The organism is Variovorax paradoxus, assembly GCF_000834655.1.
GTDB classification, from domain to species: domain Bacteria; phylum Pseudomonadota; class Gammaproteobacteria; order Burkholderiales; family Burkholderiaceae_C; genus Variovorax; species Variovorax paradoxus_F.
In genome coordinates this window covers 1-23,811 of record NZ_JXQQ01000041.1, presented here as the reverse complement: position 1 = coordinate 23,811, position 23,811 = coordinate 1, and the positions used below count along the sequence as shown (strand labels likewise).

The window sequence follows — 23,811 nt, the reverse complement described above, 5'->3', positions numbered from 1 at the left end:
AGCGTGTCCTTGTTTGTCTTACTTGGCACCCGCGGCGGAAGCCGCGGACGTTGCCGGGTCGGCAGCGGATGCCGCGGACTTCGCCGGCTGCGCTGCCGATGTCGTCGTCGCTGCCGCTGCTGCCGGCGGCGTTGCCGCCACCACGCGCACCAGGTCGCCGTCGTTCAGGAAGCCCGCGCCCTGCACGATGACCTGTGCGCCTTCAGGCAGTGCGCTGGTGACCTCGATGCGGTCGTTCAGCCGGCGGCCGACCTGCACCTTCAGCTGCTGCACGCGGTTGTCCGGCTGCAGCACGAACACGTTGTTGAAGCCGTCGCGCGGAACGATGGAGGCCTGGGGCACGGTGGGCGCGGAGCTTCGGCCCAGTTCGAAGTCGCCGCGCGCGAACATGCCGGCCTTCACGCCGGTGTTCTGCAGCACCGTGGGCAGGTCGACGTAGACCAGCGCCGCGCGCGTCTGCGGATCGACCGTCGGCGCGATGCTGCGCACCTTGCCGCGCACCTGCGCGCCGCTGGCGCTGACCACGAAGGCGGGGGTGCCGACCGCGATGCGCGCGAGTTCGGCCGAGGTCACTTCGGCGCGCCATTCGAGGCGGCCCTGGCGGATCAGGCGAAAGAGCTCGGTGCCCGCCGCGACCACGCTGCCCACCGTGGCGGTGCGCGCGGAGATCACCCCGTCGTCGGGTGCCAGCACCTGCGTGTTGCGCCCGCGCACCTGCTGCGCGGCCAACACGGCTTCGGCCGCCTCGACGCGCGCCTTGGCGGTCTGCTCGGTGGTCTGGTACTGGTTGATCTGCTGCTGGCTCAATGCGCCGGTGGCCTGCAGCGTGCGGGCGCGCGCAGCGTTGCCGGCAGCGTCCGCCGCCGTGGCCTTGGCTTCCGCGAGCGAGGCGCGCGACTGCGCGATGTCGGCCTGCACCGTCTCGGGCGAGAAGACCGCCAGCACCTGGCCCTTCTTGACCACGTCGCCCACATTCACGCGCACCTCGGCGAGCTTCAGGCCGTTGGACTCGGAGCCGATCACCGCCTCCTGCCAGGCCGCCACGTTGCCGTTGGCCGCGAGGGTCACGGTCAGCTCGGTGGCTTCGGGTTTGGCGACAGTCACGGTGAGCGACGGCTTGGGCGCCGGCGCGCCGTCTTTGCCCTTGGCTGCCGCGGCCTGCTCTGCGGGCGTGCCCGAGGGCTTGCGCACGAGCCACACGGCCGCAACGGCGAAGATGACGAGCGCAATCAGCGCGATGACGAGGGTGGAACGCTTCATTGTTTTCATGGTGACGTCGCAACCGTAGAGGTCGAGGAAGAGGTCATTGACGATTCAGGCCGGTTCCAGCCGCCGCCCATCGAGCGGTACAGCGAAACCCAGGCTTCGGCGCGTTCGCGCTGCAGCGTGACGCGCGCGGTCTGCGCGGTGAAGAGGGTGCGGCGCGAGTCTTCCAGCTCGAACAGGCTCGCCAGGCCGCTGCTGTAGCGCGCCTGCGTGGCGTCGAAGGAGGCCTGGTAGTTCTTCACCGCGCTGTCGGCGTCGGTGGTGCGGGCATCGGTCGCGTCGAGGTTGACGAGCGCTTCTTCCACTTCGCGCACCGCCTGCCGCACGTTCGCGCGATAGAGCGACACCGCCTCGGTGTAGCGCGCCTTGGCCGCATCGGTGTTGGCCTTGCGGGCGCCGCCGTCGAGCAGCGGCACGGTGAGCGACACCGGCCCGACCGTCCAGGTCTCCAGCGACTCGCGAAAGCCGCTGGTGCGGATCTGCATGCGGCCGATCGAACCCGAGATGCTGAGCTTGGGATAGCGCTCGGCCTCGGCCGAGCCCACGTCGGCGCTGGCCGATGCCACGGCGAGTTCGGCCGCGTACACATCGGGCCGCTGCGACAGCGCCGCGGCCGGCACGCTCTCGATGCTGCCCATGACCGCCAGCGCGCGTTGCGTGTACGAGACGGCGAGCTTCTGCGCTAGCGTGGGTTCGTCGATGCCGCTGAGCGCCACCAGCGCCTTGCGTTGCACCGCGCACAGGGCGCGCTGTTGCGTGAGGCGGCCCGAGGCGTCGGAGGCGCTGGCGCGGGCGAGCGCGGCATCGGCCGGTGCGGTGAAGCCGGCGCCGGCCGAGAGGTCGGTGAGGCGCGAGGTTTCGCTGCGCGACCTGGCGTCGGACTCGGACACGCGCAGCTGCTGCCAGCAGGCGCGCTCGGCGAAATAGGCGTTGGCGGTTTCGGCCGCGACGGCCACGCGCGCGTCGTGCCATTTGGCGGTGGCGCTGTCGAGCTTTTGCTGGGCCGAGTCGCGGTCGGCGCGCAGGCGCCCGAAGAGGTCGATCTCCCACTTGGATTGCAGGCCGGCCTGCAGCGTGGTGAGCGGCGCGGTGGCTGCAGCGGCGCTGCTGCCCGAAGACGACGACGCAGACGAGCCCGAGCCGGTGCCGCCTCCGCTGAAGGACGAGCCCGAGACCCCGCGGCTCGCCGTGAGGTTGCCGTCCAGGCTGGGCAGCAGCGCCGCGCCGGCCTGCACGCGCGTGGAGCGCGCCTCGGCCACGCGCGCTGCGGCGCTCGCGAGATTGGGGCTGGCGGCCTCGGCCGCGGCGATCAGCTCGACCAGCAGCGGATCGTCGAGCTGGCGCCACCAGTCGGCCAGCGAGGCAAGCGAGCCGCCATGGGGCAGGGGCGCATTCCATTGCGGGGGGAACGGCGCCTCGACGGTGGCCGGCGGGCGCATGAGGCTGCAGCCCGCGAGGCCCAGGCCCAGCGGGAGGCAGAGGGTGGCGATCAGTCGGAGTCGTCTCATGGCTTCTTTCTCGCGGCGCGTGCGGGCGCAGGCGCGGTTGCGGTTTTCTCGTCGTTGGCCAGGGCCTTGCGGCGTGCGGCCTCGGCCTGCACCAGTGCGATGGCGTAGCCCGTCAGCCGGTCGGCCCAGGCGTCGATGCTGCGCGGCGTGCGCAGCAACGAGGGCCTCACGGCCTCGATGAAATCCTGGTTCACGTAGAGCTGCATCGAGAGCCCGGTGATCGCATACGTGAGGCGGTGGATGTCGTCGTCGGCGCGGTCCAGCTTCAGGTGGCGGCACAGCAGCTCGACGATGGCCCGGTGCGGGCCCTTGATGTCGCGCTCCAGCTCCTCGGCCCACTGGCTGGTGGGCTCCAGCATCTCGCGCATGTGCAGCTGGATGCATTGCCGCACGATCTCGCCCTGCTTGAGCGGCTCGATCGCCGAGGTGAAACAGAGGCGCAGCGCGTCTTCCAGCGAAAGGCCGGGCGTGCTGCATATCGCCACCAGGTCGTTGCCGTCGCCGCCCATCGGCTCGGTGAAGCAGGCGCCGTACAGGCCGTTCTTGTCGCTGAAGTAATAGCTGATCGCCGAGATGTTGACCCCGGCCTCGCGGGCGATCTCGCGCGTGGAGGTCTTGGCGAAGCCCTTCTGCGCGAAGAGCCGCAGCGCGGTGTGCAGCAGGCGATGGCGCGCTTCGGCGCCATCGGCGCGCGGGGCACGTGGTGCGCGGCGCGGCGTTGTCGTGATGGGATCCCTCGCGTTCATGCCCGGCATTAGACCACGGTCGAAATCAAACGATTGATTTACTTAAGGAATGCTGAAGGTCTTTGCCCGTGTGTGGTTACGAAGATTTTCCGTGCCACATCCATGACAGATTTGCCGGGGCCGAGGCACAGTACGATCCGCCCATGCCTGCTGCCCCAGCCGCTCCTCCCGCCTTGCCCCTCGATGCAGAGGGCATCCTCGCGCTCGCCGCGCGCTCGATGTTCCATCTGTTCTCCAGCATCAGCCAGGGCATGTTCCTGGTGGACAGCAGCGGGCGCATCGTGTGGGTGAACGAAGGCTACCGGCGCTTCCTGCCGGCGCTGGGTTTTTCGTCCATCGACCAGTTCCAGGGCCACATGGTCGAGGACGTGATTCCCAACACGCAGATGCGCCGTGTGCTCGAGACCGGCGAGCCGATCCTCGTGGACCTGCTCACCAACAAGGCGGGCACTTTCGTGGTCAGCCGCATTCCGCTGCGTGCGGAGAGCGATCGCCCCGAAGGTGGCGCGGGCGACGTGATCGGCGCCATCGGCATCGTGCTGTTCGACCAGCCCGAGACCACGCTGCAGCCGCTCATCAGCAAGTTCGCGCTGCTGCAGCGCGACCTGGACGACGCGCGGCGCGAACTCGCGAGCCAGCGCAACAACCCGCTCTATCAGCACGCGCCCGATGGGCAGCGGCGCTCCAAATACACCTTCGCGAGCTTCATCGGCAGCAGCCCTGCCGCGGTGGAGGTAAAGCGCCATGCGCGCCGCGCGGCGCAATCGGCCAGCCCGGTGCTGCTGCTGGGCGAAACCGGCACCGGCAAGGAACTGCTGGCGCATGCGATCCATGCGTCGTCCGCGCGCGCCAAGGGCATGTTCGTCAGCGTCAACATCGCGGCCGTGCCCGACACGCTGCTGGAGGCGGAGTTCTTCGGCTTCGCCCCCGGCGCCTTCACCGGCGCCGACAGGCGAGGGCGCGAAGGCAAGTTCAAGCTGGCCGATGGCGGGAGCCTCTTCCTCGACGAGATCGGCGACATGCCGCTCGGCCTGCAGGCCAAGCTGCTGCGTGCATTGCAGGAGGGCGAGATCGAACCGCTCGGCTCCAACAAGCTCGTGCCCTTCGATGCGCGCGTGATCGCCGCCACCTCGCGCGACCTGCCCGAGCTGGTGCGGCGTGGCCTGTTCCGCGAAGACCTTTATTACCGCCTCAACGTGCTGCCATTGCGCGTGCCGCCGCTGCGGGAGCGGCGCAGCGACATCCCCGCGCTGGTCGAGGCGCTTGGCGAAGACATGGCCCTGCGGAGCGGCGAGGCGCCGCCCGAACTCACGCCCGATGCGCTCGCGCTGCTCGCGGGCCAGCACTGGCGCGGCAACATCCGCGAACTGCGCAACGTGCTGGAGCAGGTGACCATGCGCAGCGACTCGCAGCGCATCGATGCCGTGCAGCTCGAACGCATCCTGCGTGAAGCCGGGCTGGAGCAGATCGAGCTACCCGACCTCTCGCATGCGGGACGCGATGAAGAAGCCGCGCTGCTGCGGCCCCTGGCGCAGCAGGTCGCGGAGCTGGAGCGCAAGGCCATTGCAGCGGCCATGGCGAGCACGGGCGGCAACAAGCTGGCGACTTCGCGGCTGCTCGGTATTTCGCGCGCGACCTTGTATGAGCGCATGACGAATCAGGAGCGCTGAGCTCCGATCGGCAACCAAACATCAAGGAAGAGGATTCGATGATGGGCTTGTTCGCGAAGCTGAAGGATGTGCTGGTGAAACCCGCGGCCTCGGTAGAGCAGGCGGACGCAATCCCGCAGGAAGGGATGCTGATCAACGCTTATTGCACCTGCGCCGAGGTTCCGGCGCTTCAATTCGCGCACACCTTGGTGGCGCGCCGCGATCTCTCCGACCCCGAACTCGCCCCGCACCTCGAAGGTTTCGTCGGCTATGTGCTGAGCCGGGGCAACGGCGAGATGTCGCGCAACCGTTATCACGTGATGCGGCACATCCAGCGAGTGCGGCAGCACCTGAGCCTGGTCGTCGAAGACGCGCAGCTCGATGCGTTCGCCGACTGGGCCGTGAGGGCCAACGCGATCGTGTTCCTTCGCGATGGCGGCATCCGCGATCCCCACGGCCAGGTCCTTCTGTCCGCGAGCGGCGAGGAGGGCGATGGACGCGCTGCTGTTCCCTATCCTTCGCAGGCATGGGAGCGGAAGGCGCGCACGGACGCGTTTCTTTCGGACAGGCAGATGCCGCCGCCCCAATCTCTGCCACCCCTGGTCTCGGAGCCCGAACTGCGCTTGCGCACGCCGCAGGACATCGCGGGCAGGGCATTCGCGATGCTTGCCGTGGCCGTCCAGGCGGAGTCGCTGGCGGCCAAGGACCCGTTTCCCGTCGAAACCCTGTTCGAGCGCTTGCGGTCGGCGCGCGCGCTCCTGACGCCGAAGGAGCAAGCCTTTCTGCTGCAGGAGGCGCCGACGGAATCGGAGGTTGCCCAGTTCGGCTGGCGCTACGAGTGCGTGTTCCTCCTGGAATGGGCGATGGGACTGGTGGACGAGTTGCCGTTTCCCTCGGCCATCTGCGACGTGCCGTTGACCACCCGCCTCCTGCTGGACGCGCACGACGAGCAAGGCTTGATGCGCGCGATGCGGATGCGGCCGGACAGCGAGATCCTCGACGCGCTCGACCTGCACTACCGACTGCACTGGATGACGCGTCAGGCGCAACTGAAGGAGCAGGCCGTGCCGGCGGGGCTCGATGCCGGCGTGATTTTGGAGCGCCACAGGGCGCTGAACTGGCTGGTCCGCTTCGAGGGCAAGGAATGGGATGACGTCGATACGCCGACCTGACACCGCCCCGAGCGCCGCACCATGAGCGTCCGAGCCCTGCGTTCCACCTTCGGCCCCAACTGCCACTGGTGCGGCCTCCCCATGGACTTCGACGAGCCGCACGGCCGGCCCGAGTCCGCGACCATCGAGCACCTCGTCGATTCGACCCTGGGCGGCGTGCGCAACCAGAAGCACCGGCGCCTGGCCCACGCCATCTGCAACCACACGCGCAACGAATTCCGCATGCAGGCGGAGCGCGAATTCCAGCGCTGGATCGCGGCCCGGCAGGCTTCTGGCAAACCCTGACTGATAAAAATACAGTCGTCTGAAAATCAGACACGACAAGTGTTCTGAATTCAGGCGACGAAGGCCTCTTCCCAATGAAGATGCCTTTGTTATCAATGAGTTGGGCGTGTGGCACGAACTGTGCAATATTCAGTCACCACTTTCAGGAGACATAACGATGATCCGTCGCCACCTCGTCGCGCTGGCCGCGCTTTCCGCCTGCGCCGCTGCGGCTCCCGCCTGGGCCCAGTCCAACGAAATCCGCATCGCCCACATCTACAGCAAGACCGGTCCGCTGGAGGCCTACGGCAAGCAGACCCAGACCGGCTTTGCGATGGGCCTGGACTACGCCACCGGCGGCACGATGATGGTCAACGGCAAGAAGCTCGTGGTCATCGAGAAGGACGACCAGGGCAAGCCGGACCTGGGCAAGTCACTGCTGGCCGCCGCGTATTCGGATGACAAGGCCGCGCTGGCCGTCGGCCCGACCGCTTCGGGCGTCGCGCTGGCGATGCTGCCGGTGGCCGAGGAATACAAGAAGATCCTCGTGGTCGAGCCCGCCGTGGCCGACTCGATCACCGGCGACAAGTGGAACAAGTACATCTTCCGCACCGGCCGCAATTCGAGCCAGGACGCGATCTCCAATGCAGTGGCGGTCGACAAGGCCGGCGTCACCGTCGCCACCCTCGCGCAGGACAACGCCTTCGGCCGCGACGGCGTGAAGGCCTTCGGCGCCGCGCTCAAGAAGGCGAAGCTGGTGCACGAGGAGTACCTCCCGCCCGCGACCACCGACTTCACCGCGGGCGCCCAGCGCCTGATCGACAAGCTGAAGGACCAGCCGGGCCGCAAGATCATCTGGATCGTCTGGGCCGGCGCGGGCAACCCGTTCAAGATCGTCGACCTGGACCTCAAGCGCTACAACATCGAGATCGCCACCGGCGGCAACATCCTGCCGGCCATGGCCGCGTACAAGGCGCTGCCGGGCATGGAGGGCGCGGCGTACTACTACTTCGGCATCCCGAAGAACCCGGTGAACGAGGCGATGGTCTCGGCGCACTACAAGCAGTTCAAGACGCCGCCGGACTTCTTCACGGCCGGCGGTTTCTCGGCCGCGATGGCGGTGGTGACAGCGCTCAAGAAGACCAACGGCGACACCAACACCAACAAGCTCATCAGCACCATGGAAGGCATGAGCTTCGACACGCCCAAGGGCAAGATGACCTTCCGCAAGGAAGACCACCAGGCGATGCAGTCGATGTACCACTTCAAGATCAAGGTCGACCCGGCGTTCGCCTGGGGCGTGCCTGAACTGGTGCACGAGATCAAGCCCGAAGAGATGGACATCCCGATCAAGAACAAGAGATAAGGGCTCGCCCCCAGGCTTCGCGCACTTCGTGTCGCTTCGCCAACCCCCTACCGGGGGCAACACCTGCGGCCCGGCAGAGCCGGTTCCGCGGTGTTCCCTTGAATACGCGGCAACCCGAAATCGCCGCTCCCTTTTTCGCCCCGGATGGCCGCCGGGCGAAGCGCCAGCGTGCGTGCGCGCAAGCCGGTGCGTTTCCACGGCCGATTCGTCAGTCTGCAAGCAAGCGTTCGATACCCACAACATTAGGAGACAGCGATGCAAGCGATGAGAAGGAACTGGAAGGGACTGGCCGCGGCTGCGGCAATGACGGTGGCGGCGCATGCCGCAATGGCGGCGGTGCCGCTGCCCGCGCTCAACGCCAACCCGGCGGAGGTGAGCGTCTCGGGCCTCTCGGCGGGCGGCTTCATGGCCGTGCAACTGCACGTGGCCTATTCGGCCACCTTCAAGCGCGGCGCCGGCATCGTGGCGGGCGGGCCTTACTACTGCGCCGAAGGCTCGGTGCTCAATGCCACGGGGCGCTGCATGACGCACAGCACCAGCATCCCGGTGTCCACGCTCGTGAGCACCACCAACAGCTGGGCCGCGAGCGGCACGATCGATCCGGTCTCGAATCTCGCGGGCTCCAAGGTCTACCTCTTCTCCGGCACTGCCGACAACACCGTCAAGCAGGCGGTGATGGACGACCTGAAGACCTACTACCAGAGCTTCGTGCCCGCGGCCAACACGGTCTACAAGAACAACCTGGGCGCGGGCCACGCGATGGTTACCGACGACTACGGCGGCGCCTGCAGCACCACCGCCACGCCCTACATCAACAACTGCGGCTTCGACCTCGCGGGCGCGATCCTCACGCACCTGTACGGCCCGCTGAACCCGCGCAACAACGGCACGCTGGGCGGCACCTTCACCGAGTTCAACCAGTCGGAATTCATCACCGGCCACGGCGCGGCCGCGACCGGCTGGATCTACGTGCCGCAGGCGTGCACCACCGCCTCGTGCCGCGTGCACCTGGTGCTGCACGGCTGCAAGCAGAACTACACCGACGTGGGCGACCAGTACGTCAAGAAGACCGGCTACAACCGCTGGGCCGACACCAACAACATCGTGCTCATCTATCCGCAGACCAGCACCGCGGCCACCAACAGCTGCTGGGACTGGTGGGGCTACGACAACGCGAACTACGCGAAGAAGTCGGGCCCGCAGATGGCGGCGATGAAGGCCATGGTCGATCGCGTGACCAGCTCGGGCGGCGGCTCGTCGCTGCCGGCGCCCACCGGCGTGGGCACCTCGGGTGCGACCGCCAGCAGCATGGTGATCGGCTGGGCCGGCGTCTCGGGCGCCACCGGCTACAACGTGTACCGCGGCGGCAGCAAGGTCAACGCCGCGCCGGTGGCCGGCACCAACTACACCGACACGGGCCTGGCCGCATCCACCACCTACAGCTGGACCGTGGCCGCGCTGGACGCGGGCAACGCGCAGGGTGCGATGTCGACGGCCGCCACCGGCACCACGACCTCGGGCGGCACCGGCGGCACCTGCTACACCGCGAGCAACTACACCCACACGATGGCCGGGCGTGCCTACGCGCTGTATGGCCTGACCTATGCCTACGGCTCGGGGCAGTCGATGGGCCTGTGGAACATCTACGTGACGACCACGCTGAAGCAGACCGGCCCGGGCTACTACGTGGTCGGCACCTGTTGAACGGCACTTTTTCTTTTTTTGCAATGACCAACGATGCTTGAGACCCGAGACCTGACCATCCGCTTCGGTGGGCACGTGGCCGTCAACAGCGTGAGCTGCGCTTTCGCGCCGGGCACGCTGACGGCCATCGTCGGCCCCAACGGGGCGGGCAAGACCACCTACTTCAACCTGATCTCGGGCCAGCTCAAGGCGAGCGCCGGCACGGTGTCGCTCGACGGGCAATCGCTCTCGGGCATGTCGCCGTCCGCGCGCACGCACGCGGGGCTGGGGCGGGCCTTCCAGCTCACCAACCTGTTCCCCAACCTCACGGTGCTGGAGAACGTGCGCCTGGCGGTGCAAGCCACGCGCGAGGGTGCGCACCGGCGCGGCCTGAACCTCTGGAGCATCTGGAGCGACCACAAGGCGCTGACCGAGCGCGCGGACCAGATCCTTGCCGACGTGGCGCTGAAGTCGCGGGAGCACGCCACGGTCGCGAGCCTGCCGCACGGCGACCAGCGCAAGCTCGAAGTGGCATTGCTCATGGCGCTGGAGCCCAAGGTCTTCATGTTCGACGAACCCACCGCCGGCATGAACGCGGCCGAGGCGCCGGTCATCCTCGATTTGATCCGCAAGCTCAAGCAGGACAAGACCAAGACCATCCTCCTGGTCGAGCACAAGATGGACGTGGTGCGCGAGCTCGCGGACCGCATCATCGTGCTGCACAACGGCACGCTGGTGGCCGATGGCGAGCCGGCCGAGGTGATCGCCTCGCCGGTGGTGCAGGAGGCCTACCTGGGCATTGCGAAGGAGGCCACGGCATGAAACGCCTGACGATGAATCCGAATTTCTCCCTCCCCTCCCGGGGGAGGGCAGGGGTGGGGGCTCGCGGCCTTCACCTTGCCGCAGCCGTGCAAGCGCCGCTTGCCCCCATCCCGGCCTTCCGCCGGAAGCGGAAGGAGCAAAGCCGATGACCGCTCAGAATCTTCTGACCCTCGAAGGCGTGCAGACGCACATCGGGGCGTATCACATCCTGCACGGCGTGGACCTCGCCGTGCCCAAGGGCCAGCTCACCATGCTGCTGGGGCGCAACGGCGCGGGCAAGACGACCACGCTACGAACCATCATGGGCCTGTGGCATGCATCCGAGGGCAGGGTTCGCTTTGCCGACAAGGACATCACCGCGCTGCAGACGCCGCAGATCGCGGGCCTGGGCATCGCCTACGTGCCTGAGAACATGGGCATCTTCTCGGACCTTACGGTGAAAGAGAACATGCTGCTCGCCGCGCGCGGCGCCAAGAACGCCGCGCAGATCGACGACACGCGCCTGAAATGGATCTTCAAGCTCTTCCCCGCGGTCGAGAAGTTCTGGAACCACCCGGCCGGCAAGCTCTCCGGCGGGCAGAAGCAGATGCTGGCGGTCTCGCGTGCCATCGTCGAGCCGCGCGAGTTGCTCTTGATCGACGAGCCCAGCAAGGGGCTCGCGCCCGTGATGATCAACAACATGATCGACGCCTTCGCCGAACTCAAGGCGAGCGGCGTGACGATCCTGCTGGTGGAGCAGAACATCAACTTCGCCCAGCGCCTGGGCGACAACGTCGCGGTGATGGACAACGGCCGCGTGGTGCACAGCGGCTCGATGGCGGCGTTCTCCGCCGATGCGCAACTGCAGCAATCGCTGCTCGGACTGGCCCTATGAAACTCGACTTCGACTGGAAGCCGCTGCTTCTCGCCCCCATCCTCGCGCTCGTCGCGCTGCCGCTCACGGGTTCCTTCTCGACCTGGCTCACGCTCACGGTCGCGGGGCTTGCGATGGGCATGATCATCTTCATCATCGCCTCGGGCCTCACGCTGGTGTTCGGCCTGATGGACGTGCTGAACTTCGGCCACGGCGTGTTCATTGCGCTCGGCGCCTTCGTGGCGAGCAGCGTGCTCGGGCTCATGGGCGACTGGACCGGTTCGCAGGAGCTCTGGCGCAACCTCGTGGCGGTGTTCCCCGCGATGCTGGTCGCGATGGCCGTCGCAGGCGCGGTCGGCTTCGCGTTCGAGCGCTTCATCGTGCGGCCGGTCTACGGCCAACACCTCAAGCAGATCCTCATCACGATGGGCGGCATGATCATCGGCGAAGAGCTCATCAAGGTCATCTGGGGCCCGGCGCAGGTGCCGCTGCCGCTGCCGGAGGCACTGCGCGGCTCGCTGCTCATCGGCGATGCGGCCATCAGCAAGTACCGGCTGCTCGCCGTCGCCGTGGGCGTGGTGGTGTTCGGCCTGCTTGCATGGACGCTCGGCCGCACCAAGATCGGCCTCCTGATCCGCGCCGGCGTGCAGGACCGCGAGATGGTCGAATCGCTCGGCTATCGCATCGGCCGGCTCTTCGTCGGCGTGTTCGTGGTGGGCAGCGCGCTCGCGGGCCTGGGCGGCGTGATGTGGGGCCTCTTCCAGCAGAACCTCGTGCCGCAGATGGGCGCGCAGGTCAACGTGCTGATCTTCATCGTGATCATCATCGGCGGGCTGGGCTCGACGGGCGGGGCGCTCATCGGCGCGCTGCTGGTGGGGCTCATGACCAACTACATCGGCTTCCTGCTGCCCACGCTCACGCAGTTCGCCAGCATCTTCCTGATGGTGGCCGTGCTGCTGTGGCGCCCGCAGGGTGTCTACCCCGTCGCGAACCGCTGAGGAAGAAGACACCATGTTCCTCAAAAGACTTCTTTCCAACGACATGCCGCGCAGCCGCTTGCTGGCGCTGCTGCTCGTGGCGCTGTTCATCGCGCTGGCGTTTGCGCCGTTCATCTTCCCGGGCGTGAAGGCGCTCAGCGTCGCGGCCAAGATCCTGGTGTTCGTGGTGCTGGTCGCGAGCTTCGACCTGCTCCTGGGCTACACCGGCATCGTGAGCTTCGCGCACACGATGTTCTTCGGCATCGGCGCGTATGGCATCGCCATCTCTGCTTCGCGGCTCGGGCCCAACTGGGGCGCGGTGCTCGTGGGGCTGGGCGCATCGCTCGCGATTTCGCTGGTGCTCTCGTTCGCCATCGGGCTCTTCTCGCTGCGGGTGCGCGCGATCTTCTTCGCGATGATCACGCTGGCCGTGGCCTCGGCGTTCCAGACGCTGGCCTCGCAGCTGTCGGACTTCACCGGCGGCGAAGACGGCCTGACCTTCAAGCTGCCCGAGCTGATCTCGCCGAGCTTCGAGTTCGCCGAAGAGCCGTTCCTCGGCGTTTCGCTCGACGGACGGCTGCTCTGCTACTACCTCCTGTTCGTCGCCGCCGTGCTGCTGGTGCTCGCGCTGCTGCGCATCGTGAACTCGCCCTTCGGCCGCGTGCTGCAGGCCATTCGCGAAAACGAGTTCCGTGCCGAGGCCATCGGCTACCGCGTGGTGGTGTACCGCACGACGGCGGCCGTGTTGTCGGCGCTGTTCGCCACGCTGGCCGGCGCGATGCTCGCGATCTGGCTGCGCTACAACGGGCCCGACACCTCGCTGAGCTTCGAGATCATGATCGACGTGCTCCTGATCGTGGTGATCGGCGGCATGGGCACCATCTACGGCGCGGCCATCGGCGCGGTGCTGTTCGTGGTGGCGCAGAGCTACCTGCAGGACCTGCTGCGACTGGGCAGCGAGGCGGCGAGCGGGCTGCCTTGGCTCGCGGCGCTGCTGTCGCCCGACCGCTGGCTGCTGTGGCTCGGCGTGCTGTTCGTGCTGTCGGTGTATTACTTCCCGACCGGCATCGTCGGCAAGCTGCGGGCGAGGGCAGCACGATGAGCGCTCCTCTCATCCCCACATCGCACTACGCAGAACTGGCGGGCCGCGAAATCCACTGGCTCGAATGGGGCGCGGCCGATGCGCCGGTGGTCATCGCCTGGCACGGCCTGGCCCGCACCGGCCGCGACATGGACGAGCTCGCGCAGCACTTTGCCGCGCGCGGCTTTCGCGTGATCTGCCCCGACACCATCGGCCGGGGCCTGAGCCAATGGAGCCCGCTGCCCGACGAGGAATACCAGCTCTCGTTCTATGCAAAGCTCGCGAACGCGCTGTGCGACGAGCTGCGCCTGGGCCGCGTGCATTGGGTCGGCACCTCGATGGGCGGCGCGATCGGCATGGTTTGCGCCTCGGGCCTGTTCGAGCCGCGCATGAAGGCGCGCATCGCGAGCCTCACGCTCAACGACAACGCGCCGCAGCTCGCAGAGGCGGCCATCGAGCGCATCCGCGCCTATGCGGGCCAGCCGCCTTCGTTCGACACGGTGGCCGAGCTGGAGGCGTTCTTTCGCACCGTCTACAAGCCCTACGGCTGGCTGAGCGACGCCCAGTGGCGCCGCCTGACCGAAAGCTCCACCCGCCGCCTGCCCGACGGCCGCGTGACGCCGCACTACGACCCGGCGATGGTCAAGCAGTTCAGCGCGCACGACAACGACTACCTGATCTGGCCGCACTACGACGCGATCGAGGTGCCGGTGCTGTGCCTGCGCGGCGCCCAGTCGGACCTGGTGCTGCCCGAGGTGGTCGAGGCGATGCGGCACCGGGGTCCGGGCGCGCTGGGGCGGCTGCAGGTCATCGAAATCCAGGGGTGCGGTCACGCGCCCGCGCTCAACGTGCCCGAGCAACTGGAGCCCATCGAGGGGTTTATCCGCGCCGCCGGTCGCTGAATGCAAGGCGGCATCACAATCGCCGCCGGCTTCAACCACTACAAGGCTCACCTCACCATGGCGCTCTCGATGTACGACATTTCGGTCCCGGTCTTCACCCGCGGGCTCGGACAGCTCACTCATTTGTTCGACAAGAGCCTGGCGCATGCCAAGGCCAACGGCATCGACACCGCCACGCTGGTCGATGCGCGCCTGGCACCCGACATGCTCACGCTGGCCGGCCAGATCCAGCGCGCGAGCGATGCCTCCAAGCTCGGCGCGGCGCGCATCGCCGGCATTGCGGCGCCCAGCTTCCCCGACGAGGAGAAGACCTGGGACGACCTCGTGGCCCGCATCGCGAAGACGCAGGACTTTCTCGCGACCGTGGACCGTTCGCTGATCGACGGCCATGAAGACCGCCCCGTGACCCTCAAGACCCGCGAGGGCGAGGCCACCTTCACCGCGCAGCGCTACCTGCTGCAGTTCGCACTGCCCAACTTCTTCTTTCACGTGACGACCGCATACGGCGTGCTGCGCCAGAGCGGCATGCCGATCGGCAAGCTGGACTACCTCGGCAAGTTCTGAGCGCGGGGCCGCGGCGGCGTCGCGGCTAACGCAAGCTATCGGGTCGGCCAGCCCGCGAGGTTGCGTTCGGCGATGCCCGCGAGCGCGGTGATCCACGCCGGGCTCTCGTTGAGGCAGGGGATGTAGCTGAAGGCCTGGCCACCCGCATGCAGGAAGGCCTCGCGGCCTTCCATCGCGATTTCTTCCAGCGTCTCCAGGCAGTCGGCCGGGAAGCCCGGGCACACCACGTCCACGCGCTTCACGCCGCTCGCGCCGAGCTCGCGCAGCGTCGGCTCGGTGTAGGGCTCGAGCCACTTGGCCCGGCCGAAGCGCGACTGGAAAGTGACCCGGTGCTGCGCCGCCGAAAGACCCAGCCGCGCCGCGAGCAGGCGCGCGGTTTCCAGGCACTGCGATTGGTACGGATCGCCCAGCGCGATGTTGCGCGCGGGAATGCCGTGAAAGCTCATCAGCAGCACCTCGCCGCGGCCTTCGGTCTTCCAGTGGCGCTCGATGCCCTGCGCGAGCGCATCGATGTAGGCGGGGTCGTCGTGGTACTGGTTGACGAAACGGAATTCGGGAATGCGGCGCTGCTTGCGGCTCCAGTCGTTCACCGCGTCGATCACGCTCGCGGTGGTGGTCGCCGAGTACTGCGGATAGGCCTGCAGCACCAGCACGCGCGTGGCACCCTCGGCCGCAAGCGCATCCAGGCGCGAGGCGATCGAGGGGTTGGCGTAGCGCATCGCGTCGCGCACCGTGACGCGGTGGCCGCGCTCGCCGAGCCAGCCGGCCAGGAGCGTTGCCTGCTTCTGCGTCCACACCTTGAGCGGCGAGCCTTCGGGCATCCAGATGCTCGCGTACTTGGCGGCCGACTTGGCGGGCCGAACGCGCAGGATGATGCCGTGAAGGATCAGCGCCCAGAGCACTTTCGGAATCTCGACCACGCGCGGGTCGCCCAGGAAATCGGCGAGGTAGGGGCGAACGGCGGCGGCGGTGGGAGCGTCTGGGGAGCCGAGGTTGCACCAGAGCACGGCGGTGCGGTCGTGGGGGGAGCTGGCATTCGTCGGGGTGTGGGGCATGCGATATTCTCAGGCATGACCTCCGCTCCCCCAGCGCCCGCGAACGCCGCGCCGCTCGACGTCCAGCGCATCGCCGCGATCTCGCTCGACCTCGACGACACCCTCTGGCCCATCTGGCCGACCATCGAACGTGCCGAAGCCGTGCTGCAGGAATGGCTCCTGCGCGAGGCGCCCAAGACCGCCTCGCTGCTGCTCACGCCCGGCATCCTGCGCGAACTGCGCGAGGCCACCGCCAAGGAGCGCTCCGACCTCGCGCACGACCTGAGCGCGCTGCGCCGCGAGTCGATCCGCACCGCGCTCAAGCGGGCGGGCGAAGATCCGGCGCTGGCCGATCCGGCATTCGACGCCTTCTTCGCCGAGCGCCAGCGCGTGACGCTGTACGACGATGCGCTGCCCGCGCTCAAGTGGCTCAGCGAACGCTACCCCTTGGTCGCTGTGTCGAACGGCAATGCCGACATCCACCAGACCGGCGTGGGCCGGTGGTTCCGCACCGCGTTCAATGCCCGCGCCTTCGGCAGCGGCAAGCCGCATGCGCCGATCTTCCGCGCCGCCGCGGCCTCGGTCGGCCTCCTGCCCAAGGACGTGCTGCACGTGGGCGACGACGCCGAGCTCGACGTGGTCGGTGCGCTCAATGCCGGCATGCAGGCCGCATGGCTGGTGCGCGACGAGCGCCCCTGGGTGCATGGCGCGCGGCCGCAACTGATCGTGCCGAACCTGCACGCGCTGTGCGTGGCGCTGGGCGCCTGATCAAACCGCGGCTTCAGCAAGAAGCGCTGCCCATTCCAGAAACACCGCGGAACCGGCTTTGCCGGGCCGCAGGTGTTGCCCCCTGAAAGGGGGTTGGCGAAGCGACACGAAGTGCGCGAAGCCTGGGGGTCAGCCAAATACAGGCCTGAAGAAGCTGCGCTCGTAGCTCAGGAAGCAGCGCGTGTCCTCTGCGTACTTGAAGGCGGCCTGGCACTCGGGGTCTAGCATCGAGTCGGCGCGGTACTTCTCGTAGGCCGCGAGGCTCGGAAAGCTGAACATCGCCAGTGCGACATCGTTGGCGCCCTCCGAGGGCAGGAAGTAGCCGTGGTGGTTGCCGCCGAACTTTTCGACCAGCGGGATCCAGAGCTTGCCGTAGTGCTCGAATTCCTTGAGCTTGTAGGCGTCGACGATGTAGCGCAGGTAGCAGGTGACCATGGTTTTTCCCGGAGGTGAGGGGTAATCGGCGCGGCCCGGGCGGGCGGCGGGCCGTCGGACTATAGTTTCCCGCTCCCCCGTCTCCGCATCCCCTGACCACCTTTCGCGCAGGAACCCCGAAAGTGCACTTCTCCAACTGGCTCATCTTCTGCGGCGTGACGCTGCTCGTCGCCTTCACCCCCGGTCCGGCCGTGCTGCTCGCGGTCTCGAACTCGATCGCCGTGGGCCCGCGACGCGCGATGATCAGCTCGATGGGCAATGCGGTGGGCCTGTTCATGGTGTCGGCCGCCGCGATGGCGGGGCTGGGCGTGGTGCTGACGACCTCGGCCTCTGCGTTCATGGTGCTGAAGGTCGCGGGCGCCGCGTACCTCATCTACTTGGGCGTGAAGCAGTGGCGCAACCGGGCCAGCGTGTTCTCCGACCTGGCCGCAACCGGCGCGCCCGCCGCACCGCGCGCCGCGTGGCGCCTGTTCGGCAACGGCGTGACCGTGGCGCTCACCAATCCCAAGGGCATCCTGTTCTTCTCGGCGCTGTTTCCGCAGTTCCTCGTGCACGACGCGCCGATCCTCGGGCAGTTCGCGGTATTGACCGCCACCTTCGCTGCGGGCTCGGTGCTGTCGCACGCGTTCTATGTGCTGCTCGCGCGAATGCTGAAGAAGCAACTGTCCGATCCGCGCCGCTCGAAGCTCTTCAATCGCGCCTCCGGCGGCGCCTTCGTGCTGCTGGGCCTGAGCTTGCTGCGCCTGCCCAGCAAGGCCGCCTGAGCGGCCGCGGCCTCAGTCGAGCGCGAACCGCTCGCGCAACGCGGCGCAGAAGTCCGCGGTGCCGCTGAGCGAGAAGGTGAGGGTGGTGAAGCGCGAGTCCTCGCGCGTTTCCTGCAGGTCATGGTCCCAGGTCGCGCCTTCGTCCAGTGCGCCACGCGCATTCGGAAACGTGGCTTCGGCCCAGGCGAGCACCCGCTCGATCTCGGCCTGCACCTCGGGCGTTTTATCCGGCGCGGTCGAAGCCATCGCATCGAAGGTGCCGTGGCCTTCGGTGTCTTCGCTGTAGTCGAAGTCGAGGTAGCGCAGTTCTGTCATGGGGCGGTCGATGCCTTGGCGGCTGCCAGCCCGCTGAGCACGGCGCCTTCGAGCGTCGCGGGGTAGGGGCCTTCGGTGTAGTCGCCGCAGGCCTGCAGCCCGGGCGCGATGCGCATCGGTGGCCGTGCGAGCGCGGGCGTGCAGGCGAAGGTGGCGCGCTTCTCGACGACGGTCTGGATGATTTCCAGCGATGCCTGGCCCAACTGCGTCGCAGCCTGCGCGATCACCTGCTGCTCCAGCACCTCGCGCGATGCCTCGTTGGCGCTGACGACCAGTGCGAGCACGCCATCCGGGCCGCCGAGTTGGCTGCGGTCGAACACGAACTGCGCGGGTGCCGTGGCCGGATCGCTGCGCAGCGCCAGCATCGGCTCCGCCAGTTTCGAGGCGCCGCGCGCGTAGACCGTGGCGATGGCTTCGAAGCGCAATGCCTCGGTGGTTTCGCACCAGCGGTCGGCCGGCAAGCCCGATGCGCGAACCAGTCGTGCCGCATCCCACGGGGCGCAGGCCAGGATGACCTGATTGAAAGTTTCGTCGTCGACGCGCCACTGCCCGGCTTCGGGTGCGATGGCCCGCACGCGCGTGCCGACGCGTAGCGTCGCGCCGTGCTTCGTGAGCCACGCCACCGCGGCATCCGGGAACAGCGCGCCGAGATCCACGCGCGGCAGCAGCAGGTCCGCGCCGCCGCTGCCGCTGAAGAGCGCGTCCTGCAGCACGCGCAGGAACACTTCGCCGCTCGACTGCGCGACCGGCGTGTTGAGCGCCGAGACGCACAGCGGCTCGATCAGTTCGTGCATCACGCGCGGCGTGAGACCGGTGCAGAGCGTGGCGACCGTCGTTTCGGGGGCGCAACGGAATCCGCCGAGGCGCCATCCGACGGCGGTGCGCAGCAGCGAGGACTTGTCCGGCCACGTCCAGCCGCGCGCCGTGAAAATGCCCGCCAGCAGATCGAGCGGCGCGGGGAGTCGCGGCAGCTTCAAGCCGCCGCCATCGGCGAATCGCAGCGAGAGCGGCAGGCGATGCAGTGCCTTCTCGACATCGACACCGACTTCGCGCATCAGCTTCAGCGTGGCCGTGTAGGCGCCGATGAGGATGTGCTGCCCGTTGTCCAGCGCCATCCCGTGCATGTGGTCCACGCGGCGCGCGCGACCGCCCGGCATGTGCGCCGCCTCGAACAGCGTGACGGCATGACCGAGCCGCGTGGCTTCGACGGCGCAGGCGAGGCCGGCCCAGCCGGCGCCGATGACGGCTGTCTTCAAATCCGCCCCAGGGCCTGGACTTTCCACGCCAGCCAGAACTTGCGCACCGGCGTCAGGCTCACGCGCTGGTTCAGCACCTGGAAATCGTCGCGCTCGATCTCGCGCAGCAGCGTGCGGTAGATGCTGGCCATCATCAAGCCGGGCTTCTGCGTGCGGCGGTCGGCCACCGGGAGCAGGGCGAGCGCCTCGTCGTAGGCGGTGTGCGCGCGTTGCGCCTGGAACTTCATGAGCGCGACGAAGCGGTCCGAGTGCACGCGGTTCAGGATCTCGTGCGCCTTCACGTCGAACTGCTGCAGCTCGTTGACCGGCAGGTAGATGCGGCCGCGCAGGGCGTCTTCGCCCACGTCGCGCAGGATGTTCGTGAGCTGCAGCGCCAGGCCCAGCTTGTGGGCGTAGGCGGTGGTCTGCGGATCGGTCTGGCCGAAGATGCGCGCGGCGACTTCGCCCACCACGCCAGCCACGAGGTGGCAGTAGCGCGCAAGGCCGGGGAAGTCGAGGTAGCGGGTCTGGTCCAGGTCCATCTGGCAGCCGTCGATCACCTCGTGCAACTGGCGCGCCTCGATGCCATAGGCCGCGACGTGCGGCATCAGCGCCAGCATGACCGGATGCCGAGGCGTGCCCGCGAAGGCCTGGGCCACCTCGGTGCGCCACCAGGCGAGCTTGGTGGCGGCCACGCCGGGGTCGCTGACCTCGTCGACCACGTCGTCGATCTCGCGGCAGAAGGCGTAGAACGCCGTGATCGCGGCGCGGCGGGGCTTGGGCAGGAACAGGAAGGCGTAATAGAAACTGCTGCCCGAGGCGGCGGCCTTGTCTTGCACGTATTGCTCGGGATTCATCGGGGAGGCGCTGCTTTCATGGGGCGCCATTGTCTCCGCATCCGCAGCGTCTTCCAGAGCAGCACGGGCGCATCGGCCTTGCCGATGGTGGGGCGCTGGGAGAAGGTGTCGAAGCCCAGGTCGGTGATCTTGTCCAGGATGCGCAGACCTCCCTGCACGACCAGGCGCAGCTCCCAGCCCGCGCGGCCCGGCAGGCGATGCACGAGCGGCGCGCCTTCCTCCATGAGCTCGCGGGCCCAGAACGACACGACCGACACGAGGTTGATGGCCTCCTGCGGCGGCGGCGCGGCCGAGAGCGGCTCGAACACCTTGAAATGCTCGCGCGCGAGTCCGCGCCGGGCGCAGTCGGTCAGCGGGAAATAGAAGCGCCCGCGGGGCAGATCGACGCTCGGGTCCTGCCAGAAATTGATGAGCTGCAACGCGCTGCAGATGGCGTCGCTCTTGGCCAGCGCCTGGGCGTCGTGCACGCCGTACAGGTGCAGCAGCAGGCGCCCGATCGGGTTGGCCGAGCGGCGGCAGTAGTCGAGCAGCTCGGCGCGATCGGCGTAGGTGCCGTTGTCGCGGGTCTTCTCGATGTCTTGCACGAAAGCGCTCAGCAGGTCGGCGAGCAGGTTTTCGGGCAGGCCGTACTGCGCGATGCTGTGGGCGAGCGGGCCGAAGACGTGCGGCCAGCGCGACGCGGTGAGCGCCTCGCCCTGCGCGGCGGCAGCGAGCTCGTCGCGGTAGGCGTGCAACTCGGCCAGGCGCTGGCTCGAGGACGCATCGCCTTCGTCGGCGATGTCGTCGGCGGTGCGCGCAAAGTGGTAGATCGCGGCGATCGGCGGGCGCAGGTGCGGCGGGCAGAGCCACGAGGCGACCGGGAAGTTTTCGTAGTGCGCCGGCGGAGCGGCTTGGTGGGGAGTGGCGGACACGCCACGATTGTCCGCGACACGATGCCCCCGGCACTATGCTCGGTGCGTTGCCACTTCGAACAGCTTGCCCATGAACGCACCGGCCCCGGCTTCCAAGGCCCCGATTCCAGCGCAAGGCGCAGCAGGGCATCCGGCGGGGCCGGGATTGATGATCGCGGCGCTGGGCGTCGTGTTCGGCGACATCGGCACCTCTCCGCTGTACGCCTTCAAGGAAACGATGAACCCCGAGCACGGCGTGCCGTTCTCGCCCGATTCGGTGCTGGGGCTGCTGTCGCTGATCTTCTGGGGCCTGATGTTCGTGGTGACGCTGAAGTACGTGGTGTTCGTGCTGCGTGCCGATCACGACGGCGAGGGCGGCATCCTGGCGCTGCAGGCGCTCGCGCGCAGCGCCGTCGCCGGGCCGAAGACCAAGCCCTGGGTTTGGAACGCGATCGGTCTCCTGGGCCTCGTGGGCGCGGCCATGTTCTATGGCGACAGCCTGATCACGCCCGCCATTTCGGTGCTCTCGGCGGTCGAGGGGCTGGAGGTTCAGGCGCCGATGCTGCAGCGCGCAGTGATCCCGATCACGGTCGTCATCCTGATCGCGCTCTTCATGGTGCAGAAGAAAGGCACGGGCGTGGTCGGCAAGATCTTCGGGCCGGTGATGCTGCTGTGGTTCGTCGTGCTGGCCGCGGCGGGCCTCTGGCAGGTGCTGCAGCAGCCGCAGGTGTTGGCGGCGCTCGATCCGCGGCGCGCGTTCGGCTTCCTGATCGAGCACCGGGCGCAGTCGCTGGCGGTGCTGGGGGCGGTGTTCCTGGCGTTCACAGGCGGCGAGGCGCTCTATGCCGACATGGGGCACTTCGGCGCCAGGCCGATCCGGCTGGCATGGCTCTTCATCGCGCTGCCGGGGCTGGTGCTCAACTACTTCGGGCAGGGCGCGCTGGTGCTGGCGAATCCGGCGGCCATCGACAACCCGTTCTTCCGACTCTTTCCTTCATGGGGCGTGCTGCCGATGGTGGTGCTGGCCGCAATGGCGACGGTGATCGCCTCGCAGGCGGTGATCTCGGGTGCCTTCTCGCTCACCGCGCACGCGATGCGCATGGGCTACCTGCCGCGCATGCGGGTGGTGCAGACCTCGGGCTCGGCCATCGGGCAGATCTACGTGCCGGCCGTGAACTGGCTTCTGATGGTGGGCGTGCTGCTGCTGGTGCTGGGCTTCCGCAGCTCGGGCGCGCTCTCTGCGGCGTACGGCATCGCGGTGTCGATCACGATGGTGACGACCACGCTGCTCGCGGGCATCGTCGCCTGGGGGCTATGGAAATGGAACAAGGCGGCGGTGGTGGTCGGCGTGGTGGCCTTCGCGGTGGTCGACCTGACCTTCGTGATCGCCAACAGCCTCAAGGTGGCCGATGGCGGCTGGCTCACGCTGGCCGTGGCGGCAGTGGTGATGGTGCTCTTCACCACCTGGGCCAAGGGCCGGCGCCTGGGCCTGGAGGCCGCGGCCGCAGAGAGCCTGCCGCTGCGGCCTTTCATCGAATCGCTGGCGCAGCACATGCCGCACCGGGTGAGCGGCACGGCGGTGTTCCTGAACCCCGACGCCACGGCGGTGCCGCACGCGCTGCTGCATAACTTGAAGCACAACCAGGTGCTGCACGACCAGGTGATCGTGCTGCGTGTGCTGGCTTGCGACACGCCGCGCGTGGACGCGCGCATCCGCATCGAGGCGGAGCAGCTGATGGAGGGCATCTGGGTGGTCACCGCGCGCCACGGCTTCATGGAGCGGCCCGACGTGCCTGAATTCATCCGCATCCTGGCCTACCAGAAGACGCTGGCGATCGACTCGATGAAGACCTCGTATTTCGTCTCCCGCGCCTCGGTGGGCGAGGAAAACCTTCCGGGCATGAACCCGGTGCGGCGCGTGCTGTTCGGCTGGCTCCAGCGCAATGCGGGGAGGGCGTCGGACTACTTCGAACTGCCCGACAACCGGCTGGTGGAAATGGGCCAGCGGACCTGAAGACACCGTCAACTGACCCGCGGGTCATTGACAGTATTTAACGTTTACCCTAGATTACTAACCAGTGGGTCATTAAAGGCCCGGGTTTGTCCTTTCTTGGGTGTCTCATGACCGCCTCCACCGCTTTTTCCACTTTTACTCCTCGGGTGCGCAGCGCTTTGTGGCTGCTGATTCCCTCCCTGATCCTGGCTGGCTGCTCGCCCAAGCCAGCCGCCGAGGAGCCCGTGCGAGCGGTGAAACTGGTGACCGTCGGCACCAGCGACTTCGACGCCCAGCCCGAGTTCTCGGCCGAGGTCCGCGCCCGCGTCGAATCGCGGCTCGGGTTCCGCGTGGCGGGCAAGATCACCAAGCGCCAGGCCGATCTCGGGCAGCACGTGCAGGCCGGGCAGGTGCTCGCCCAGCTCGATCCGCAGGACTACAAGCTGGCCGCCGATGCCGCCCGCGCGCAGCAGGCGGCGGCGCTCACCAACCGCGACCTGGCCGCCGCCGACCTCAAGCGCTACCGCGAATTGCGCGAGCAGAACTTCATCAGCGGCGCCGAACTGGAGCGTCGCGAGACGACCTGGAAGGCCGCGCAGGCGCAGCTCGAACAGGCGCAGGCGCAGCTTTCCTCGCAGGGCAACCAGGCCAACTACACGACGCTGGT

Annotated in this window: 24 protein-coding genes; 15 read left to right on the top strand and 9 right to left on the bottom strand. The window is 68.1% G+C overall.

What is annotated here, in order from left to right; genetic code table 11:
- Window positions 1-18: 18 nt before the first annotated feature.
- Genes RT97_RS17560 through RT97_RS17550 form a run of 3 tightly spaced genes read right to left on the bottom strand, consistent with a single transcriptional unit; the run spans window position 19 to window position 3,529 of the window.
- Window positions 19-1,269, bottom strand: coding sequence for an efflux RND transporter periplasmic adaptor subunit (locus tag RT97_RS17560; protein ID WP_042580084.1), 1,251 nt, complete (start codon window positions 1,267-1,269; stop codon window positions 19-21).
- Window positions 1,266-2,774 (bottom strand): efflux transporter outer membrane subunit, encoded by a 1,509-nt coding sequence (locus tag RT97_RS17555; RefSeq protein ID WP_042580083.1) that lies wholly within the window; start codon window positions 2,772-2,774, stop codon window positions 1,266-1,268. The genes RT97_RS17560 and RT97_RS17555 overlap by 4 nt, the downstream gene beginning before the upstream one ends.
- Window positions 2,771-3,529 (bottom strand): CerR family C-terminal domain-containing protein, encoded by a 759-nt coding sequence (locus RT97_RS17550; RefSeq protein ID WP_155403832.1) that lies wholly within the window; start codon window positions 3,527-3,529, stop codon window positions 2,771-2,773. The genes RT97_RS17555 and RT97_RS17550 overlap by 4 nt, the downstream gene beginning before the upstream one ends.
- 134 nt (window positions 3,530-3,663) lie before the next feature.
- Here RT97_RS17550 and RT97_RS17545 point away from each other — a divergent pair, with 134 nt between their 5' ends.
- The 11 genes from RT97_RS17545 (at window position 3,664) to RT97_RS17495 (ending at window position 14,853) form a co-directional block, all read left to right on the top strand.
- Entirely contained in the window at window positions 3,664-5,190 is a 1,527-nt protein-coding gene (locus RT97_RS17545) for a sigma-54 interaction domain-containing protein (RefSeq protein ID WP_042580082.1), read from the top strand.
- Between the two features lie 38 nt (window positions 5,191-5,228).
- On the top strand, window positions 5,229-6,341 hold the full coding sequence (locus tag RT97_RS17540) for a DUF4272 domain-containing protein (protein WP_080898339.1): 1,113 nt from the start codon (window positions 5,229-5,231) through the stop codon (window positions 6,339-6,341).
- 21 nt (window positions 6,342-6,362) lie between these two features.
- Window positions 6,363-6,626: a hypothetical protein gene (locus RT97_RS17535; protein WP_042580081.1), complete on the top strand. Its 264-nt coding sequence runs from the start codon at window positions 6,363-6,365 to the stop codon at window positions 6,624-6,626.
- A gap of 157 nt (window positions 6,627-6,783) precedes the next feature.
- Complete coding sequence (locus RT97_RS17530) at window positions 6,784-7,971, top strand: substrate-binding domain-containing protein (RefSeq protein WP_042580080.1); 1,188 nt, start codon at window positions 6,784-6,786, stop codon at window positions 7,969-7,971.
- A gap of 255 nt (window positions 7,972-8,226) precedes the next feature.
- On the top strand, window positions 8,227-9,675 hold the full coding sequence (locus RT97_RS17525) for an extracellular catalytic domain type 2 short-chain-length polyhydroxyalkanoate depolymerase (protein WP_042580079.1): 1,449 nt from the start codon (window positions 8,227-8,229) through the stop codon (window positions 9,673-9,675).
- A gap of 33 nt (window positions 9,676-9,708) precedes the next feature.
- A complete protein-coding gene (locus RT97_RS17520) occupies window positions 9,709-10,476 on the top strand; it encodes an ABC transporter ATP-binding protein (protein ID WP_042580078.1) in 768 nt (255 codons plus the stop codon).
- 145 nt (window positions 10,477-10,621) lie between these two features.
- Entirely contained in the window at window positions 10,622-11,350 is a 729-nt protein-coding gene (locus tag RT97_RS17515) for an ABC transporter ATP-binding protein (protein WP_042580077.1), read from the top strand.
- Complete coding sequence (locus RT97_RS17510; RefSeq protein ID WP_042580076.1) at window positions 11,347-12,327, top strand: branched-chain amino acid ABC transporter permease; 981 nt, start codon at window positions 11,347-11,349, stop codon at window positions 12,325-12,327. Before RT97_RS17515 ends, RT97_RS17510 begins: the two co-directional genes overlap by 4 nt.
- Window positions 12,328-12,340: 13 nt before the next feature.
- The gene (locus tag RT97_RS17505) at window positions 12,341-13,408 is read left to right on the top strand and encodes a branched-chain amino acid ABC transporter permease (RefSeq protein WP_042580075.1); all 1,068 of its coding nucleotides are present in this window, start codon (window positions 12,341-12,343) and stop codon (window positions 13,406-13,408) included.
- Window positions 13,405-14,289: an alpha/beta fold hydrolase gene (locus RT97_RS17500; protein ID WP_042580074.1), complete on the top strand. Its 885-nt coding sequence runs from the start codon at window positions 13,405-13,407 to the stop codon at window positions 14,287-14,289. Before RT97_RS17505 ends, RT97_RS17500 begins: the two co-directional genes overlap by 4 nt.
- Window positions 14,290-14,346: 57 nt before the next feature.
- Window positions 14,347-14,853, top strand: a complete 507-nt coding sequence (locus tag RT97_RS17495) for a DUF1993 domain-containing protein (RefSeq protein WP_042580159.1) — start codon at window positions 14,347-14,349, stop codon at window positions 14,851-14,853.
- 35 nt (window positions 14,854-14,888) lie between these two features.
- Here RT97_RS17495 and hemH read toward each other — a convergent pair whose 3' ends face one another.
- The gene (gene hemH / locus RT97_RS17490; protein WP_042580073.1) at window positions 14,889-15,908 is read right to left on the bottom strand and encodes a ferrochelatase; all 1,020 of its coding nucleotides are present in this window, start codon (window positions 15,906-15,908) and stop codon (window positions 14,889-14,891) included.
- 15 nt (window positions 15,909-15,923) lie between these two features.
- Between hemH and RT97_RS17485 the strand changes: the two genes are divergently transcribed.
- Entirely contained in the window at window positions 15,924-16,655 is a 732-nt protein-coding gene (locus RT97_RS17485; protein ID WP_042580072.1) for an HAD family hydrolase, read from the top strand.
- A 129-nt stretch (window positions 16,656-16,784) separates the two neighbouring features.
- On the opposite strand, the gene RT97_RS17480 is transcribed toward RT97_RS17485, so the two are convergent.
- Window positions 16,785-17,090, bottom strand: coding sequence for an NIPSNAP family protein (locus RT97_RS17480; protein ID WP_042580071.1), 306 nt, complete (start codon window positions 17,088-17,090; stop codon window positions 16,785-16,787).
- Between the two features lie 122 nt (window positions 17,091-17,212).
- Between RT97_RS17480 and RT97_RS17475 the strand changes: the two genes are divergently transcribed.
- Entirely contained in the window at window positions 17,213-17,854 is a 642-nt protein-coding gene (locus tag RT97_RS17475) for a LysE family translocator (RefSeq protein ID WP_042580070.1), read from the top strand.
- A gap of 12 nt (window positions 17,855-17,866) precedes the next feature.
- Here the strand turns inward: RT97_RS17475 and RT97_RS17470 are convergent, their stop codons facing one another.
- Genes RT97_RS17470 through hpnC form a run of 4 tightly spaced genes read right to left on the bottom strand, consistent with a single transcriptional unit; the run spans window position 17,867 to window position 21,172 of the window.
- Window positions 17,867-18,169, bottom strand: a complete 303-nt coding sequence (locus RT97_RS17470) for a hypothetical protein (RefSeq protein WP_042580069.1) — start codon at window positions 18,167-18,169, stop codon at window positions 17,867-17,869.
- Complete coding sequence (hpnE, locus tag RT97_RS17465) at window positions 18,166-19,425, bottom strand: hydroxysqualene dehydroxylase HpnE (RefSeq protein ID WP_042580068.1); 1,260 nt, start codon at window positions 19,423-19,425, stop codon at window positions 18,166-18,168. Before hpnE ends, RT97_RS17470 begins: the two co-directional genes overlap by 4 nt.
- On the bottom strand, window positions 19,422-20,261 hold the full coding sequence (gene hpnD / locus RT97_RS17460; protein WP_042580067.1) for a presqualene diphosphate synthase HpnD: 840 nt from the start codon (window positions 20,259-20,261) through the stop codon (window positions 19,422-19,424). The genes hpnE and hpnD overlap by 4 nt, the downstream gene beginning before the upstream one ends.
- Window positions 20,258-21,172, bottom strand: a complete 915-nt coding sequence (gene hpnC / locus RT97_RS17455; RefSeq protein ID WP_042580066.1) for a squalene synthase HpnC — start codon at window positions 21,170-21,172, stop codon at window positions 20,258-20,260. The genes hpnD and hpnC overlap by 4 nt, the downstream gene beginning before the upstream one ends.
- Before the next feature lie 148 nt (window positions 21,173-21,320).
- Here hpnC and RT97_RS17450 point away from each other — a divergent pair, with 148 nt between their 5' ends.
- Both RT97_RS17450 and RT97_RS17445 read left to right on the top strand, forming a co-directional pair.
- Window positions 21,321-23,165, top strand: a complete 1,845-nt coding sequence (locus RT97_RS17450) for a potassium transporter Kup (RefSeq protein WP_042580065.1) — start codon at window positions 21,321-21,323, stop codon at window positions 23,163-23,165.
- A gap of 107 nt (window positions 23,166-23,272) precedes the next feature.
- A partial coding sequence (locus RT97_RS17445; protein WP_042580158.1) for an efflux RND transporter periplasmic adaptor subunit occupies window positions 23,273-23,811 on the top strand: 539 nt, incomplete at its 3' end.